General features: G+C 33.8%; 18 protein-coding genes and 2 tRNA genes. 13 read left to right on the forward strand and 7 right to left on the reverse strand.

Annotated features, from left to right (window positions below; all coding sequences use genetic code 11):
* Window positions 1-2 precede the first annotated feature (2 nt).
* Entirely contained in the window at window positions 3-1,145 is a 1,143-nt protein-coding gene (locus AAGV28_RS01330) for a lipoprotein N-acyltransferase Lnb domain-containing protein (protein ID WP_373405028.1), read from the reverse strand.
* Between the two features lie 184 nt (window positions 1,146-1,329).
* On the opposite strand from AAGV28_RS01330, the gene AAGV28_RS01335 reads away from it, so the two are divergent.
* Both AAGV28_RS01335 and AAGV28_RS01340 read left to right on the forward strand, forming a co-directional pair.
* Window positions 1,330-2,052 (forward strand): CDP-alcohol phosphatidyltransferase family protein, encoded by a 723-nt coding sequence (locus AAGV28_RS01335; RefSeq protein ID WP_373405029.1) that lies wholly within the window; start codon window positions 1,330-1,332, stop codon window positions 2,050-2,052.
* Window positions 2,036-2,902: a glycoside hydrolase family 25 protein gene (locus tag AAGV28_RS01340; RefSeq protein ID WP_373405030.1), complete on the forward strand. Its 867-nt coding sequence runs from the start codon at window positions 2,036-2,038 to the stop codon at window positions 2,900-2,902. The genes AAGV28_RS01335 and AAGV28_RS01340 overlap by 17 nt, the downstream gene beginning before the upstream one ends.
* Window positions 2,903-2,980: 78 nt before the next feature.
* Here AAGV28_RS01340 and lptB read toward each other — a convergent pair whose 3' ends face one another.
* From lptB to AAGV28_RS01355, 3 genes are all read right to left on the reverse strand, one after another.
* Window positions 2,981-3,721, reverse strand: a complete 741-nt coding sequence (lptB, locus tag AAGV28_RS01345) for an LPS export ABC transporter ATP-binding protein (protein ID WP_373405031.1) — start codon at window positions 3,719-3,721, stop codon at window positions 2,981-2,983.
* Between the two features lie 90 nt (window positions 3,722-3,811).
* Window positions 3,812-4,633: a twin-arginine translocase subunit TatC gene (gene tatC, locus AAGV28_RS01350; RefSeq protein WP_373405032.1), complete on the reverse strand. Its 822-nt coding sequence runs from the start codon at window positions 4,631-4,633 to the stop codon at window positions 3,812-3,814.
* The gene (locus AAGV28_RS01355; protein ID WP_373405033.1) at window positions 4,633-5,598 is read right to left on the reverse strand and encodes a KpsF/GutQ family sugar-phosphate isomerase; all 966 of its coding nucleotides are present in this window, start codon (window positions 5,596-5,598) and stop codon (window positions 4,633-4,635) included. The genes tatC and AAGV28_RS01355 overlap by 1 nt, the downstream gene beginning before the upstream one ends.
* An 85-nt stretch (window positions 5,599-5,683) precedes the next feature.
* Here AAGV28_RS01355 and AAGV28_RS01360 point away from each other — a divergent pair, with 85 nt between their 5' ends.
* Window positions 5,684-7,879: a RecQ family ATP-dependent DNA helicase gene (locus AAGV28_RS01360; RefSeq protein ID WP_373405034.1), complete on the forward strand. Its 2,196-nt coding sequence runs from the start codon at window positions 5,684-5,686 to the stop codon at window positions 7,877-7,879.
* A 72-nt stretch (window positions 7,880-7,951) separates the two neighbouring features.
* Here AAGV28_RS01360 and AAGV28_RS01365 read toward each other — a convergent pair whose 3' ends face one another.
* Window positions 7,952-8,191, reverse strand: coding sequence for a hypothetical protein (locus tag AAGV28_RS01365; RefSeq protein WP_373405035.1), 240 nt, complete (start codon window positions 8,189-8,191; stop codon window positions 7,952-7,954).
* Window positions 8,192-8,271: 80 nt separating this feature from the next.
* On the opposite strand from AAGV28_RS01365, the gene AAGV28_RS01370 reads away from it, so the two are divergent.
* From AAGV28_RS01370 to AAGV28_RS01380, 3 genes are read left to right on the forward strand one after another with little or no spacing between them, the layout of a single operon-like run.
* On the forward strand, window positions 8,272-8,520 hold the full coding sequence (locus AAGV28_RS01370) for a hypothetical protein (RefSeq protein WP_373391787.1): 249 nt from the start codon (window positions 8,272-8,274) through the stop codon (window positions 8,518-8,520).
* Window positions 8,520-8,786: a type II toxin-antitoxin system RelE family toxin gene (locus AAGV28_RS01375; RefSeq protein WP_373405036.1), complete on the forward strand. Its 267-nt coding sequence runs from the start codon at window positions 8,520-8,522 to the stop codon at window positions 8,784-8,786. Before AAGV28_RS01370 ends, AAGV28_RS01375 begins: the two co-directional genes overlap by 1 nt.
* A 53-nt stretch (window positions 8,787-8,839) precedes the next feature.
* Window positions 8,840-10,420, forward strand: coding sequence for an NAD(P)/FAD-dependent oxidoreductase (locus AAGV28_RS01380; RefSeq protein ID WP_373405037.1), 1,581 nt, complete (start codon window positions 8,840-8,842; stop codon window positions 10,418-10,420).
* 111 nt (window positions 10,421-10,531) lie between these two features.
* On the opposite strand, the gene msrA is transcribed toward AAGV28_RS01380, so the two are convergent.
* Window positions 10,532-11,146, reverse strand: coding sequence for a peptide-methionine (S)-S-oxide reductase MsrA (msrA, locus tag AAGV28_RS01385; RefSeq protein WP_373405038.1), 615 nt, complete (start codon window positions 11,144-11,146; stop codon window positions 10,532-10,534).
* Window positions 11,147-11,262: 116 nt separating this feature from the next.
* Window positions 11,263-11,814, reverse strand: coding sequence for a peptide-methionine (R)-S-oxide reductase MsrB (msrB, locus tag AAGV28_RS01390; protein ID WP_373405039.1), 552 nt, complete (start codon window positions 11,812-11,814; stop codon window positions 11,263-11,265).
* Between the two features lie 313 nt (window positions 11,815-12,127).
* Between msrB and idi the strand changes: the two genes are divergently transcribed.
* The 7 genes from idi to AAGV28_RS01425 all read left to right on the forward strand — a co-directional run bounded on the left by idi (window position 12,128) and on the right by AAGV28_RS01425 (window position 15,217).
* Window positions 12,128-12,655, forward strand: coding sequence for an isopentenyl-diphosphate Delta-isomerase (gene idi / locus AAGV28_RS01395; protein ID WP_373405040.1), 528 nt, complete (start codon window positions 12,128-12,130; stop codon window positions 12,653-12,655).
* Between the two features lie 33 nt (window positions 12,656-12,688).
* Window positions 12,689-13,099 carry a 6-pyruvoyl trahydropterin synthase family protein gene (locus AAGV28_RS01400; protein ID WP_373405041.1) on the forward strand — a complete coding sequence of 137 codons (411 nt, stop codon included), beginning with the start codon at window positions 12,689-12,691 and terminating at the stop codon, window positions 13,097-13,099.
* The gene (locus tag AAGV28_RS01405; protein WP_373405042.1) at window positions 13,099-13,548 is read left to right on the forward strand and encodes a peroxiredoxin; all 450 of its coding nucleotides are present in this window, start codon (window positions 13,099-13,101) and stop codon (window positions 13,546-13,548) included. The genes AAGV28_RS01400 and AAGV28_RS01405 overlap by 1 nt, the downstream gene beginning before the upstream one ends.
* Before the next feature lie 79 nt (window positions 13,549-13,627).
* Window positions 13,628-14,596, forward strand: a complete 969-nt coding sequence (locus AAGV28_RS01410) for a type I phosphomannose isomerase catalytic subunit (protein WP_373405043.1) — start codon at window positions 13,628-13,630, stop codon at window positions 14,594-14,596.
* Between the two features lie 56 nt (window positions 14,597-14,652).
* Window positions 14,653-14,922 carry a hypothetical protein gene (locus AAGV28_RS01415; protein WP_373405044.1) on the forward strand — a complete coding sequence of 90 codons (270 nt, stop codon included), beginning with the start codon at window positions 14,653-14,655 and terminating at the stop codon, window positions 14,920-14,922.
* A gap of 75 nt (window positions 14,923-14,997) precedes the next feature.
* Window positions 14,998-15,074: transfer RNA gene (locus tag AAGV28_RS01420), tRNA-Thr, on the forward strand.
* A gap of 69 nt (window positions 15,075-15,143) precedes the next feature.
* A tRNA-Thr gene (locus AAGV28_RS01425) sits at window positions 15,144-15,217 on the forward strand.
* The last annotated feature ends 114 nt before the right edge of the window (window positions 15,218-15,331 follow it).

Below are 15,331 nucleotides of genomic sequence, written 5' to 3' on the forward strand. Positions count from 1 at the left end.
TTCTAAATAATTATTGGTATCGCTTTCTTGTTTTTTAACATTAATTGTATCAAGAAATAGGCAGACGTTACTACTAAAGGCAATACAATAAATAAGTGTGCTTTATTGATTAATACCACCACATATATTAAAAGGCTAAAAAGATTAAAAACAGATAGTTTATAAATCCAGGAGCTATTTTTAATCCCATAAAAGAAGCAAAGTACTAACAATGTAGGATTGAATAAAAGCACATTGTAATTGTTGGCTAATTCCAAATGATTGGAATAAAATCCCATAAAAAGAAAGAATACACCAAGAATTCCCATCAATAAAAAATAAAAATAATGGATTTCTTTTTTATTCCAAATTGCCAGTAAAGCTAGAATAATCAAATACGAATACATATTGTTCCACCATGAGCTAGTAATGGATGGTTTGTAATGAAGCAAGTTAACGTTTTCTGGAGCTAAAGCTTGATTTTTATATTGTGTAACGGCTAAACTTTTCTGCAATTCTAAGGGTAAAAATAGCTTTGTCCCTTTAGCATCTACTTTAGTTCCAAAAATAATACTGGTGCCTAATTTTTCATAAAAATGATTGTCGAAATAAGGAAATAAAATACTTCTGTAAGTCAGTTCAGTATCCGTTTTTTTAGTAATCACCTTAGTTCCTAATGTTTTGTTGATGATGTCTACTACCATCGAAGTACAGTTTTTGTCAATAAATTTATAGGTATAATGACTGTCGCCTGAAGCTAATGAAGTATTTAGATTTTCGAAAAGTTGTTGTTTTAATCCAAGAGGAATATTCAGTTTTTGTTCATCAACAGAACGATTTTCATACGTATATTGGTTGATGAAATCAGTATAAGAATGCACTACGGCAAAATATTCTAAGTCTCCTTTGGCAAATTTTGGAACAAAATTAGGAGTATTAAAATCAAAAGCACCATAATTGTAAACGGCATCTACAAAATTAGCGTTGTCTTTAATTCGAATAGCAGTATGTCCAAAAAGCGAATACGATTCGTTTCCAACGCCACAGGTAATTACGCTTACCGTAGCATCTTTAGATAATTGAATGTTCTGCGACCAAAAAGTACTGAAAACACTAAGAAAGAATAACAGAAATACCGTTTTTTTAGAAAGGAAAATAGGTGCCATAATAAGTGTCTTTGCTAATTTTTTTCAAAAGTATCATTTTTTAGCGAGCTTATTTCTTTCTTGTTTTAAATAAATAGTCAATAAAACAATCTGTTGAAAATTGATGTGGAAGAAAAAAGAACTAATTTGAAATTACAAACGGGATTGTATTAAATTTGTAGCTATTCTTAAAAGCAAATCGAAAATGAATATTAAAAAACACATCCCAAACAGCATTACGTTACTCAATCTTTTTTGCGGTTGTATTGCCATGGTTTTTGTAAGCGAGCAAAATTTTGAAATGGCTTTTTTCTTTGTGTTTTTAGGTATTTTCTTTGACTTTTTTGATGGTTTTTTTGCTCGTTTATTTAAAGTTACAGGCGAGTTAGGTTTACAATTGGATTCCTTGGCCGATATGGTTACTAGTGGCGTAGTCCCGGGTTATGTAATGTATTTTTTGTTATTGAATGGTCAGCAAGATATTTCAAACAGTCCATACATTCCCTTTTTAGGTTTCATTATTACGCTAGGTTCTTGTTACCGTTTGGCATTTTTTAATATTGATACACGTCAAACCGAGTCGTTTATTGGTTTGCCAACACCAGCTAATTCTTTGTTTATATTGAGTTTGCCATTGGTAATAAGCTATTCGGACTCTTTCTTTATTTTAGAATTGTTAACTAGTCAGTGGGTTTTGTTGCTTATTACGGCTTTTAGTGCTTATATTTTAAATGCCGAGATTCCTCTTTTTTCATTAAAAATCAAGAAATTCACTTTTAAAGATAATTCACTGCAAATTATTTTCTTAACGCTTTCGGTTTTGTTATTGGTGTTTTTTCACTATGCGGGAGTTCCAATGGTTATTATTGGTTATGTGTTATTATCCGTTTTGAATAATAGGTTTTCTTTAGATGGCAAAGCAAAATAATCGACGCCGCACTACAACGTCCAGAAAACCAAAGAAGAAGTCTTCTTCGGTTGTCATGAAAAAGACAATTCGAATTGTGGCTGTTGTTTTTTTGGTATCCCTTTTTCTGGGAATTGTTTATCATTATAAAGAGGGTTTGGCTTATTATTTTAGTTTTAAAACCGATAAGGTTTTAGACAAAGAAGCAAGAGATAAAAGACTTTCTGTTGTGCGTAATTATCAGGTTTTAGAAAAAAATGATGATAAAGCCATCGGGATTGATGTTTCTGAATATCAAGGAGAAATTGATTGGGATGATGTAGAAACTTTGGATAACAATTATAGCTTGTCGTTTGTTTTTATTCGTGCTACAGTAGGAAACGATCGATTAGACAAACGATTTGAAGAAAATTGGCTCCAGGCCAAAGAAAAAAATATCATTCGAGGAGCCTATCATTATTATCGCCCGAATGAAAATTCGATAGAGCAAGCGGAGCTTTTTATAAAAACAGTTCGTTTACAACAAGGCGATTTGCCACCAGTGCTTGATATTGAGAAATTGCCCGAAAATCAATCTGTAGCGCGATTAAAAATTGGACTCAGACGTTGGTTAACCAAAGTAGAGGAACATTATCAAGTAAAACCGATAATTTACACGGGAGAACGTTATTATGATGATTTCCTGAAAGAAGAATTCTCCGATTATTTATTTTGGATTGCCAATTATAATTTTTATCGGGAAAAACTGGATGAAGATTGGCTCTTTTGGCAATTTACTGAAAAAGCCACTGTTTCAGGAATTAAAGGCAATGTTGATGTCAATATTTTTAATGGCGATTTGCAGCAATTGCAATTTATTACTAAAGAATAGGAGTGTTCAGTGTTCAGTTTTTAGTATTCAGTCAACACAATAAATTGATCACTCAAGAACTGATCACTGAACACTTTCCTAAAACTCCAGTTTCTTTTTTCTTAATTCGAAATTTTGTCCTAAATATACTCTACGTACCATTTCGTCTTCTACAAGTTCTTCGGGTTTTCCAGCTTTTAGAATTCCACCTTCAAACATTAGGTAGGTTTTGTCGGTAATTGCTAATGTTTCCTGAACGTTGTGATCCGTAATTAAAATTCCGATGTTTTTATTTTTTAATTGGGCTACAATTCTTTGAATATCTTCAACAGCCACTGGATCTACTCCGGCAAAAGGTTCATCAAGTAAGATAAATTTTGGATCTGTAGCCAAACAACGTGCAATTTCGGTACGACGGCGTTCTCCTCCAGAGAGTAAATCGCCACGGTTGGTTCGAATGTGTTCCAAGCTAAATTCGGCAATCAAGCTTTCCATTTTTGCAATTTGGGCTTCTTTTGAAAGCGTTGTTAGTTGCAAAACGCTCAAAATATTATCTTCGATACTTAATTTTCTAAAAACAGAAGCTTCCTGAGCCAGATAACCAATGCCTTGCTGTGCTCTTTTGTACATTGGGAAATGAGTAATATCTATATCATCAAGGTAGATATTTCCAGCATTTGGTTTCACAAGTCCCACAATCATATAAAAAGAAGTTGTTTTTCCAGCCCCATTTGGACCTAATAGCCCAACGATTTCTCCTTGATTTACTTCTACCGAAATGCCTTTTACTACACTTCTTCCTTTATACGTTTTTACTAAATTATCAGCTCTTAAAATCATCTTCAGTTGGTTTGCTTGAATATCTGTTCATTAGATTGTCCGACAAATAAACGAATAAGCAAACAAACAAATAGCCATATTAACAATTTATTATTTTTTTAGTTCCAGTGTTTTTTCTTTTTTCATCACTAAAACAGAAAGAAAGATACTAGCTTCATAAATTAAAAGCATCGGAATGGCAACAATAGTTTGGCTCACCACGTCAGGAGGAGTTACAATTGCTGCAACAATTAACACAATTACAATGGCGTACTTGCGGTATTTTCTTAAAAAGTCAGGGGTTACCAATCCTAATTTGGTTAAGAAATAAATGATTATTGGCAATTCGAAAAACAATCCACTCGCAATTACTGAGGTTTTTACCATTCCAATATAGGAATCTAAGGTAAATTGATTGAGTACAGTATCACTGACCGTAAAAGTGGCGACAAAATTCACCGACATAGGAATAACTACGAAGTAACCGAAAATAACTCCTAAAAAGAATAATAAGGAAGAAGAAAAGATAAATACTTTAGCATTCTTTTTTTCATTTTTATATAAGGCTGGACTGATGAATTTCCATACTTCCCATAAAATATAAGGAAAACTGAGTATAAATCCAAACAGCATACAAATCCAGATAAACACATTTACCTGTCCTTCCATTTGTGTATTTTGGATAATAAAAGGCATTTCGGTAACACAGATACTGTCTGCAAAACCTAGAGTATGCGATAGTTCACAAAAATAGACATAGGTAAAAAAAGTAGGTCGGGTAGGGCCAAAAATTATGGTGTCAAATAAATAATCACTAATAAAATAAGTTGCAATAGCCATTATAACTACAGCAATTGTACTCCGAACCAATAACCATCTCAAATCCTCAAGATGATCTAGAAACGACATTTCGTTTATGTTTTTTTTTGCCATTATAGAATTCCTTCTTTTAGTATGTCATGTAAATGTAAAACCCCTTTGTATTGACCATTATCAATAACGATAAGTTGCGTGATAGAGTGATTTTCTAAAATTTGTAACGCGTCAATTGCCATGGTGCTCGATGAGGTAGATTTAGGGTTTTTGGTCATAATGTCTTTGGCAGTTAAATCGGTAAAAGTATCCCTGTCATTTAACATTCTACGAATATCTCCATCGGTAATAATTCCTACCACTTCATTATTTTCTATTACTGCCGTTACACCCAGTCTTTTTTCAGATATTTCAAAAATAACTTTCTTAACAGGAGTATCTGGACTTACTATTGGTTTTTGACTGTGTTCAATCATGTCTTTCACCTTGAGTAAAAGTTTTTTGCCTAAAGCACCTCCAGGATGGTATTTGGCAAAATCTTCTGCTTTAAAATCACGCATTTCCATTAGGCAAATTGCCAGTGCGTCTCCCATTACTAATTGGGCAGTTGTACTATTTGTAGGAGCTAAATTGATAGGACAAGCTTCAGCGTCTACAGTAGTGTTCAAAACATAATCGGAACCTTTGGCTAAAAAAGAACTACTGTTTCCGCTAATTCCTATTAGTAGATTTCCATCTCTTTTTAATAAAGGAATAAGAGCTTTAATTTCAGGACTATTTCCGCTTTTAGAAATGCAAATAATAACATCGCCTTTTTGGATCATCCCTAAGTCGCCATGAATGGCTTCGGCAGCATGAAGGAACATAGAAGGTGTCCCTGTCGAATTGAAAGTAGCTACCATTTTTTGACCAATAATTGCGCTTTTTCCAATCCCAGTAACTACTAATCGCCCTTTTGATTGAAAGATAATTTCTACAGCTTTTGAGAAGTTATCATCGAGGTAGTCAATTAGTTTTACAATAGCTTCACTTTCAGATAATATGGTTTTTTTGGCAATGGCCAATATATTTTCTTTGGATATCAAAACAGAATGTTTAAAATTTGTGTGTGTAAAAGAAATTTGTATCTTTATGTGATGCAAATTTATACAAAATACCAGATAATAAAGAATGAATTCAAACGAAATTGATATCCATAAAGAATTAAAGAAATATTTTGGCTTTAGTCAATTTAAGGGATTACAAGAGCAAGTGATTACAAGCTTAATGAATAAGCAAGATACATTTGTTATAATGCCTACAGGTGGAGGGAAATCCTTGTGTTATCAATTACCTGCTTTAATTCAAGAAGGAACTGCAGTAGTAGTTTCTCCATTAATAGCTTTAATGAAAAATCAAGTTGATGCAATACGAAGTTTGTCTTCAGAAAATGGCATTGCCCATGTTTTAAATTCTTCACTTACTAAAGCCGAGACCGCTCAGGTTAAAAAAGATATCACATCTGGATTAACAAAGTTACTGTATGTAGCTCCCGAATCATTAACGAAAGAAGAAAATGTTAATTTCTTGAAAAGCGTAACCGTTTCTTTTGTAGCCATTGATGAGGCACATTGCATATCTGAATGGGGTCATGATTTTAGACCAGAATACAGAAACCTTAAAAGTATTATCAAACAATTAGGCAATGTTCCTGTAATAGGACTAACTGCAACAGCCACTCCAAAAGTACAAGAAGATATTCTTAAAAATTTGGACATGTCGGATGCGGTTACTTTTAAAGCTTCATTTAACAGGCCTAATTTGTATTATGAAGTACGAACAAAAACTAAAAATATTGAATCGGATATCATTCGATTTATTAAACAACATAAAGGAAAATCAGGAATTATTTATTGCCTAAGCCGAAAAAAAGTGGAAGCCGTTGCCGAAGTTTTACAAGTCAACGGAATTAGCGCTGTTCCGTATCACGCTGGATTAGATGCTAAAACCCGAGCCAAACATCAAGATATGTTTTTGATGGAAGATGTAGAAGTCGTGGTTGCAACTATCGCTTTCGGAATGGGAATTGATAAACCAGATGTACGTTTTGTTATTCACCATGATATTCCAAAATCGCTAGAGAGTTATTATCAGGAAACGGGTCGTGCGGGTCGTGATGGTGGCGAAGGTCATTGTTTGGCCTATTACTCTTATAAAGATGTAGAGAAATTAGAGAAATTCATGTCTGGAAAACCAGTAGCCGAGCAGGAAATTGGTTTTGCTTTGTTGCAAGAAGTGGTGGCTTATGCTGAAACTTCGATGTCCAGAAGGAAATTTTTACTGCATTATTTTGGTGAAGAATTCGATAGTGGAACCGGAGAAGGTGCGGATATGGATGACAATGTTAGAAATCCAAAAACAAAGGTCGAAGCTAAAAACGAAGTTGTTCAGTTACTAGAAGTCGTTCGGGATACCAAACATTTATACAAATCTAAAGAAATTGTTTTTACGTTGATAGGACGTATAAATGCTGTAATAAAAGCGCATCGTACTGATTCGCAGTCGTTTTTTGGATGTGGTTCAAAACATGATGAAAAATACTGGATGGCATTGCTGAGACAGGTTTTAGTTGAAGGATGTTTGTCAAAAGATATTGAGACTTACGGCATTGTAAAAATCACCCAAAAAGGCTTGGATTTTATTGCTAATCCAAGTTCGTTTATGATGTCTGAAGATCATGAGTATGGCGTTGCAGAAGACGAAGCAATTGTAACTGCTGCAAAATCTTCGGGTACTGCAGATGAAGTTTTGATGGAAATGTTACGTGATTTGCGTAAAAAAGTAGCAAAAAAACTAGGTGTACCTCCTTTTGTGGTTTTTCAAGAACCTTCGTTAGAAGATATGGCGTTAAAATACCCAATTTCTCAAGCGGAATTGATTAATATTCATGGGGTAGGCGAAGGAAAAGCTAAGAAATACGGTGGCGAATTTATCGCTTTAATCAACAGATATGTTGAGGATAATGATATTATTAGACCCGATGATTTGGTGGTTAAATCTACAGGAACCAATTCGGTGAATAAATTGTATATCATTCAAAATATTGATAGAAAATTATCTTTGGATGATATTGCTAAGGCAAAAGGATTGACAATGGATGCTTTGATTAAAGAAATGGAGCAAATTGTATATGCTGGAACCAAATTGAATATCAAATATTGGATTGATGATATGCTAGATGAAGATCAGCAAGAAGAAATCCATGATTATTTTATGGAATCTAAAACTGATAAAATAGAAGAAGCTTTAAGAGAATTTGAAGGCGATTATGATATCGACGAATTGCGTTTAATGCGCATCAAATTTATAAGTGAAGTAGCGAATTAAAAATAAAGTAATCAGTGGTCAGTTTTTCAGTAATCAATCATAATACTGAGATAACTGACCACTAAAAACTGGTTACTGCTCACTAAAAATTTCCCCACGGTGCGGTTTCAAAGCATCACGTACCTGAATCATATTTTCATCGGTAACTACCATAAAGGCTATGGCTTGCATTTCGCCTTGTACTTCAAATCCGGTGATGTTAATTGGGAATTTTTCAATAGCAATATATTCTTTTAGATGAATTTCGTGATGTTCAGCTGTTTTTGCAGCTGTAGGTCCGCGGAAATCCCAAATCAATTTTATTTTTCTCATGGAAGCTGTTTTGAGTTACAAATGTATAAAATTTTGCCTAAAAAGTATATATTGTATATATTTGCATAAAATAAATTGTCATGAGAAAATTAATTGACATTGATCAAACTACGCTTACGAAATTAAAGTTTATTTCTGTTTTCGAAAATGCAAGCGTAAAGTCGTTGATAGAAACTGCAGTGCAATCTTTTATTAAAAACAAAGAGTTAGAGCGTTTTAATAATTTGACTGATGAGGAAAAAGAAGATTTGGGGATGCTTTTGCTAATGCAGGAAGCTGATATAGAAGATACTGTTTCTAGAGATGAAATAATGAAAGCGTTACAGTAATGGAAGTGGTTTTTGCTAGATTGTTTTTAAAAGATCTTCAAAATATTTCTGATAAAAAATTAAAATCTGAAGTTGTTCAAGCTATTGAAGAATTTGAATCAGCCCAAAGTTTGTTGGAGCTATCAAATATAAAAAAAATGCGTGGCTACTCAGAAGCTTATAGATTAAGAATTGGTAAGTACAGACTGAGTTTCTATTGTGACGGACTTACGGTCAAATTAGCAAGATTTGTAAAAAGAGAAACTATCTATAAACTATTTCCTTAAATCGCACTACTATTTTAAAATTCGAATATAACATTCGAACAATTCACAAAAAAATGCCACAAGAACTACTCATACAAGTAGCGACAGAAATAGCTGCAAACGAATTGTTGCTTAACGATTATTTGTCTAAACAGATAAAAGTTGCTCCCGAAGAAATCCAGCATGTTAGTATTTTAAAACGTTCGATTGATGCGCGCCAAAAAGCGATAAAAATCAATTTGAAAGTGCTTATTTATTTAAAGGGAGAAGCTTTTCAGGAAAATTTATTGGAACTTCCTAATTATCCAAATGTACAAAATGCTCAGGAAGTACTTGTAGTAGGGGCTGGTCCTGCGGGACTTTTTGCAGCTTTGCAGCTGATAGAATTGGGTTTAAAACCAATTGTTGTCGAACGTGGAAAAGACGTTCGTGGTCGTCGTCGAGATTTGAAATCCATCAATCGAGATCATATTGTTGACGAAGATTCCAATTATTGTTTTGGTGAAGGAGGAGCTGGTACCTATTCTGATGGAAAATTATACACGCGTTCTAAGAAAAGAGGCGATGTCAATCGGATTTTAGAATTATTGGTCGCTTTTGGTGCTACTCCAGATATTTTGATAGAGGCACATCCGCACATTGGAACTAATAAATTGCCAAAGATTATCGAAGATATCCGAGAGAAAATAAAGGAATGTGGTGGTCAGGTTTTGTTTGAAACCAGAGTGATGGATATTTTGGTCAAGAATAATGAAGTTGAAGGAATTGTAACTCAAAATGGAGATCGAATTTTGGCTAACAAATTGATTTTGGCTACGGGACATTCGGCGAGAGATATTTTCGAATTGTTAGACCGAAAAAAAATATTTATAGAAGCAAAACCTTTTGCTTTAGGCGTAAGAGCCGAACATCCGCAATCCTTAATTGACAGTATTCAGTATAGTTGTGATTATCGTGGCGAATTATTGCCGCCAGCACCATATAGTATTGTAAAGCAGGTGGGTGGAAGAGGAATGTATTCTTTTTGTATGTGTCCCGGAGGTGTAATTGCTCCTTGCGCTACAAGTCCTGGAGAAGTAGTTACGAATGGTTGGTCTCCATCTAAAAGAGATCAGGCAACCGCCAATTCAGGAATTGTAATCGAATTGAAATTAGAAGATTTTAAACCTTTTGCAAAGTTTGGAGCTTTGGCAGGAATGGAATTCCAAAAAAGTATCGAACAAAAATCTTGGCATTTGGCAGGGCAAACTCAAAAAGTGCCTGCTCAAAAAATGATTGATTTTACACAATCTAAAGTTTCGAAAGAAATACCAAAAACATCTTATGTTCCTGGAACAACTTCGGTTGAATTAGGGCAAGTTTTCCCTGGATTTTTAACTCAAATATTACGTGAAGGTTTTACAGAATTCGGAAAATCGATGCGAGGCTATATGACTAACGAAGCCGTTCTTCACGCACCTGAATCCAGAACATCATCGCCAGTACGAATTCCTAGAGGTGGAATTACATTAGAGCATTTGCAAATAAAAGGTTTGTATCCTTGCGGTGAAGGAGCAGGTTATGCAGGTGGAATTATTTCTGCAGCGATTGATGGAGAAAAATGTGCTTTGATGATTGGCGAAACCTTAAATAAAAAACCTCGAATTATAAGCTAATTCGAGGTTTGAATACTTTTTTCACACGAATTCCACTAATGTACACCAATGGATTTGTTTTAATTCCACGAATTTGCTAAATGCAGATGAAGTTCGTGCAATTTGTGTCTGTTACTTCTTTTTTAAACGGTCTTTAAAAACCTTTTCAAATTTTTCAAGTTTGGGTTGGATTACCATTCTGCAATACGGTTTGTTTTTGTTGTATTCGTAGTAATCCTGATGAGAATCATCGGCTTCATAAAAAATTTTAAAAGGATCTACTTTGGTGACAATTGGATTGTTGTAAACCTTATTTGCATTCAAATTGTTGATGATATCTTGCGCTGTTTTTCTTTGTTCTTCATTTCTATAAAAAATCACCGAACGGTATTGTGTACCAACATCAGCACCCTGACGATTCAATGTTGTTGGGTCGTGAACGGTGAAAAAGACTTTTAGAATTTCATCTAAATTAGTGGCTTTTTTATCGAAAGTGATTTGGACTACTTCCGCATGCGCTGTTTTTCCAGTACAAACGGCTTCGTAGCTCGGATTGGCTACTTTTCCTCCCGAAAATCCGGAAACTACTGTTTTTACTCCAACTAAATTTTCAAAAACGGCTTCAATACACCAATAACAACCGCCTCCAAGAGTGATTGTTTCTAAGTTGGAAGCACTTTTTTTAGAATTATTTTGTCCCATCATGCTTAATGATAGGAAGAGAACAATTAGGAATGACTTTTTCATATATGTAAAATTTATTTGTCATAGGTCATATATGTTATCGCCTTTTTATTTATTGGTGTTTGCTTACGCAAACTTGTTATTAATGGCGATTTCATAATGTTAATTTTTGAATAGTATTATTTACTATCCGGAATAAAATCTAGAGCAATGGAATTCATACAATATCTTTTTCCTGTTGGAGGTGGGCCATCGTCAAAAAGATGACCTAAGTGACCGTCACATCTACCGCACAGAGCTTCTATGCGTTCCATGTTATAAGAGAAATCATTTTTGTAAACTACACTTTTTTTGTTCTCTTGTTCAAAAAAACTGGGCCACCCACAGCTACTGGAAAATTTAGCAGTAGAACGAAACAATAAATTGCCACAGGAAGCGCAGTAGTATGTTCCTTTTTGGTCAGTATTCCAATATTTTCCCGTAAATGCGATTTCTGTCTCGGCTTTTCGCATTACCAGATAAACGTCTTCAGGAAGTACTTTTTTCCACTGAGCTTCGCTAAGTTTTAGTTTTGTGGTATCGGTATTAGAATAATAAGGATTTCCGGGTTTATTAATCGTATTGTTGGAAGGTGTTTTTTTGATATCTAAAGATTGCTTGTTTTGTCCGCAAGCTGATAGCATAAACAAAGGCAATAAGAAGAGTATATTGACAAAAGAGTTATTTTTCATTGTTAGTTTTTTACAAATTTTATAATTGGATTCTACTAAGTAATCTTTTGATCAACACAAAGATAGTGGTCAAATCAAGCTAGTACAATAATTTAGTTTACAATTTAACAGCTATTTATGTGTTGTTTGATAAATGTATTTACGGTATTTATATGTTTTTGGTTTTGTGAAACAATTTGATAAGGTAGTAATAACATGAAAATTGGAGTCTTTTTGTAACCGTGACTACTTTATAGTTTATAATTAGAAAGAGAACGTTAAAGCGTTATGGTTTCCTTATCTTTTTTGTATTTTTGTCTAGCTATAAAAAAATATGATAGAAGAAAACGTAATACTAGTTAATGAAAATGATGAGCAAATAGGTTTGATGCCTAAGTTAGAAGCTCATGAAAAAGCGGTATTACACCGCGCCTTTTCGGTTTTTATTTTGAATGACAAAAACCAACTGATGTTGCAACAGCGGGCACATCATAAATACCATTCACCACTGTTGTGGACTAATACTTGCTGCAGTCATCAACGTGAAGGTGAAACCAACATCCAGGCAGGAAATAGGCGTTTGATGGAAGAAATGGGATTTCAAACCCAATTAAAAGAGCTGTTTCATTTTATTTATAAAGCACCATTTGATAATGGATTGACAGAGCATGAATTGGATCACGTAATGATTGGTTATTTTAATGAGAATCCTCTAATTAATCCTGAAGAAGTTGCCTCTTGGAAATGGATGGGAATTGAAGCGGTAAAAGAAGATATTATCACAAATCCAGATCATTACACGGTTTGGTTTAAGATTATTTTTGATGAATTTGATCATTATTTAGAAGCGCATAAACTTTAAGAAAAGCTATTTTTTTGAATTAAAAATTGGATTATGAGAGTAACAATAAGTAGGAAAGCACATTTTAATGCTGCCCATCGTTTGTATCGTAAAGATTGGACTTTTGAAAAAAACGATGCTGTTTTTGGGAAATGCAATAATCCCAATTTTCATGGTCATAATTATGAATTAATTGTAAGTGTAACTGGAGCAATCGATCCTGAAACGGGTTATGTGATTGATGTTAAAATTTTAGCTGATGTTATTAAGGAAGAAGTAGAAGACGCTTTTGATCATAAAAACTTGAATTTGGATGTAGCTGAATTTAAAGATTTGAATCCAACTGCCGAGAATATTGTAGTGGTAATCTGGAACAAAGTCAGAAAACGTATTGAATCTAAATTTGATTTAGAAGTAGTGCTATATGAAACGCCTCGTAATTTTGTAACATACAAAGGAGAATAATGAAATTAAAAGTAGGAGATGTAATTCCAAAATTTACAGCCAAAGACGCCTCTGGAAATCTTTTTGAGAGTGTTTCTATAATTGGTAAAAAAGCCGCAATTATTTATTTTTATCCTAAAGATGATACTTCTCAATGTACCGTACAAGCTTGTGGCTTCCGGGATAACTATGATGATTTTTTAAAATTAGGTGTAGAGGTTATTGGAATCAGTTCAGATGATGTTGATTCGCATCAAGAATTTGCCAAAAAATACAATTTACCTTTTATCTTGTTATCGGATCCTGATAAGGCTCTTCGAAATCTTTTTGGTGTGCCATCAAAAATATTTGGTTTGCTTCCAGGAAGAGTTACTTATTTTGTAGATAAACAGGGTATGATTCAAATGGTATTTGATAGTCTGTTAGGAATGAAACATGTCTCAAAAATGATTGAAAAATTGATTAAATAATCTATGAAATTGGATAATTAATACTTGTTTCAGCAAATTGCTAGGGTTACATTTGTCTAAAAAAAAGTAAAAAATAAAAATGATGAAAAATATATATCCATTACAGTTTACGCCTATTTTGAAAGAAAGAATATGGGGTGGCGAAAAATTAAAAACAGTTTTAGGAAAGTCTATTGAATCTTCTACAACAGGAGAAAGCTGGGAATTGTCTACTGTTGATGGAGACGTGAGTGTAGTTGCTAATGGAGAATTACAAGGACGTTCTTTAATGGAAATTATTGATGATGCACCAAACGAAATATTAGGAACGGCAGTTTATGAGAAATTCGGAAAGCAATTTCCGTTGCTTTTTAAATATTTAGATGCTCGGGAAGATTTGTCTATTCAAGTGCATCCAAATGATGCTTTGGCTAAGGAACGCCATAATTCATTTGGAAAAACAGAAATGTGGTACATTATGCAAGCCGATACTGATGCTCGAATTATTGTGGGTTTCAAAGAAAAATCAAATGCTAATGAGTATGTTGAGAATCTAAAAAACAAAAGCTTACTTTCTATTCTTGATGATGTAAAGGTAAAATCAGGTGATGTGTTTTTTCTGGAAACAGGAACGGTTCATGCCATTGGAGCTGGTTTGGTAGTTGCCGAAATTCAGCAAACATCGGATATTACGTATCGCATTTATGATTTTGACAGGGTGGATGCTCAGGGTAATGGGAGAGAATTACATGTAGATTTGGCTTTGGATGCAATTAATTATGACAAAGTTGATACTTATAAAGAGTATACTAAGGAAGTAAATCAATCCAACAGTGTTGTGGATTGTCCTTATTTTACAACTAATTTCGTGCCTTTGGATGGTCAAGTAAGTATTAATAAAAATGGAGAATCGTTTACGGTTTACATGTGTATTGAAGGAGATTTTGAGTTAGAATATAATAGCGAAAAATACAATTATAAAAAAGGCGATACAGTATTAATTCCAGCAGCAATCAATTCTTTTGTTTTGAATGGAAAAGCTTCTATTTTAGAAATTTACATTTCATAGTAGCTAATAGAAAGTTTATGTGTACTTTTGCAGACGCAAATTAAAATTAAATAAAAATGGCAAACGTTAAGAATTTAAAGAAAGACATCAATTACGTTTTAGGAGATATTATTGAAGCAGTTTACTTGTTTGAAATTTCTACAACAGGAAAACCAACAGACGAAACAAATGCATTAATCGACGAAGCAATTGCTGCTTTTGACACATTAATCGTAAAAGTAAACGCTAAAAATGTTGAAAACAAGAAAGCACATTTCAAACAGATAAATGTAGAATTGGAACAAACTGCTAATCAATTGATTGCTAAAATCAACAATTTGCAGTAAAAAAAAGGGTGAAAAAAGTTTGAAATTATTTTGGAATAACAAAATACAGACTTATATTTGCACCCGTAATGAGTCGCCAGCGTAGCTCAGTTGGCTAGAGCAGCTGATTTGTAATCAGCAGGTCGTGGGTTCGAGTCCCTCCGCCGGCTCCAAAAAACCATCTATTTCATTTAGGTGGTTTTTTATTTGAGTTGACAATTCATTACAAATTATATTGAGTCGCCAGCGTAGCTCAGTTGGCTAGAGCAGCTGATTTGTAATCAGCAGGTCGTGGGTTCGAGTCCCTCCGCCGGCTCAAAAAGAAACCATCTAATTTTTATTAGGTGGTTTTTTGTTTTTATGCGGATTTTCGAATGAATTCCGAAATTGGGATCAACACAAAAAGGGAATCAGGGATCAACAAAAAAAC

This window comes from Flavobacterium zubiriense, from assembly GCF_041729725.1.
GTDB classification, from domain to species: Bacteria; Bacteroidota; Bacteroidia; order Flavobacteriales; family Flavobacteriaceae; genus Flavobacterium; species Flavobacterium zubiriense.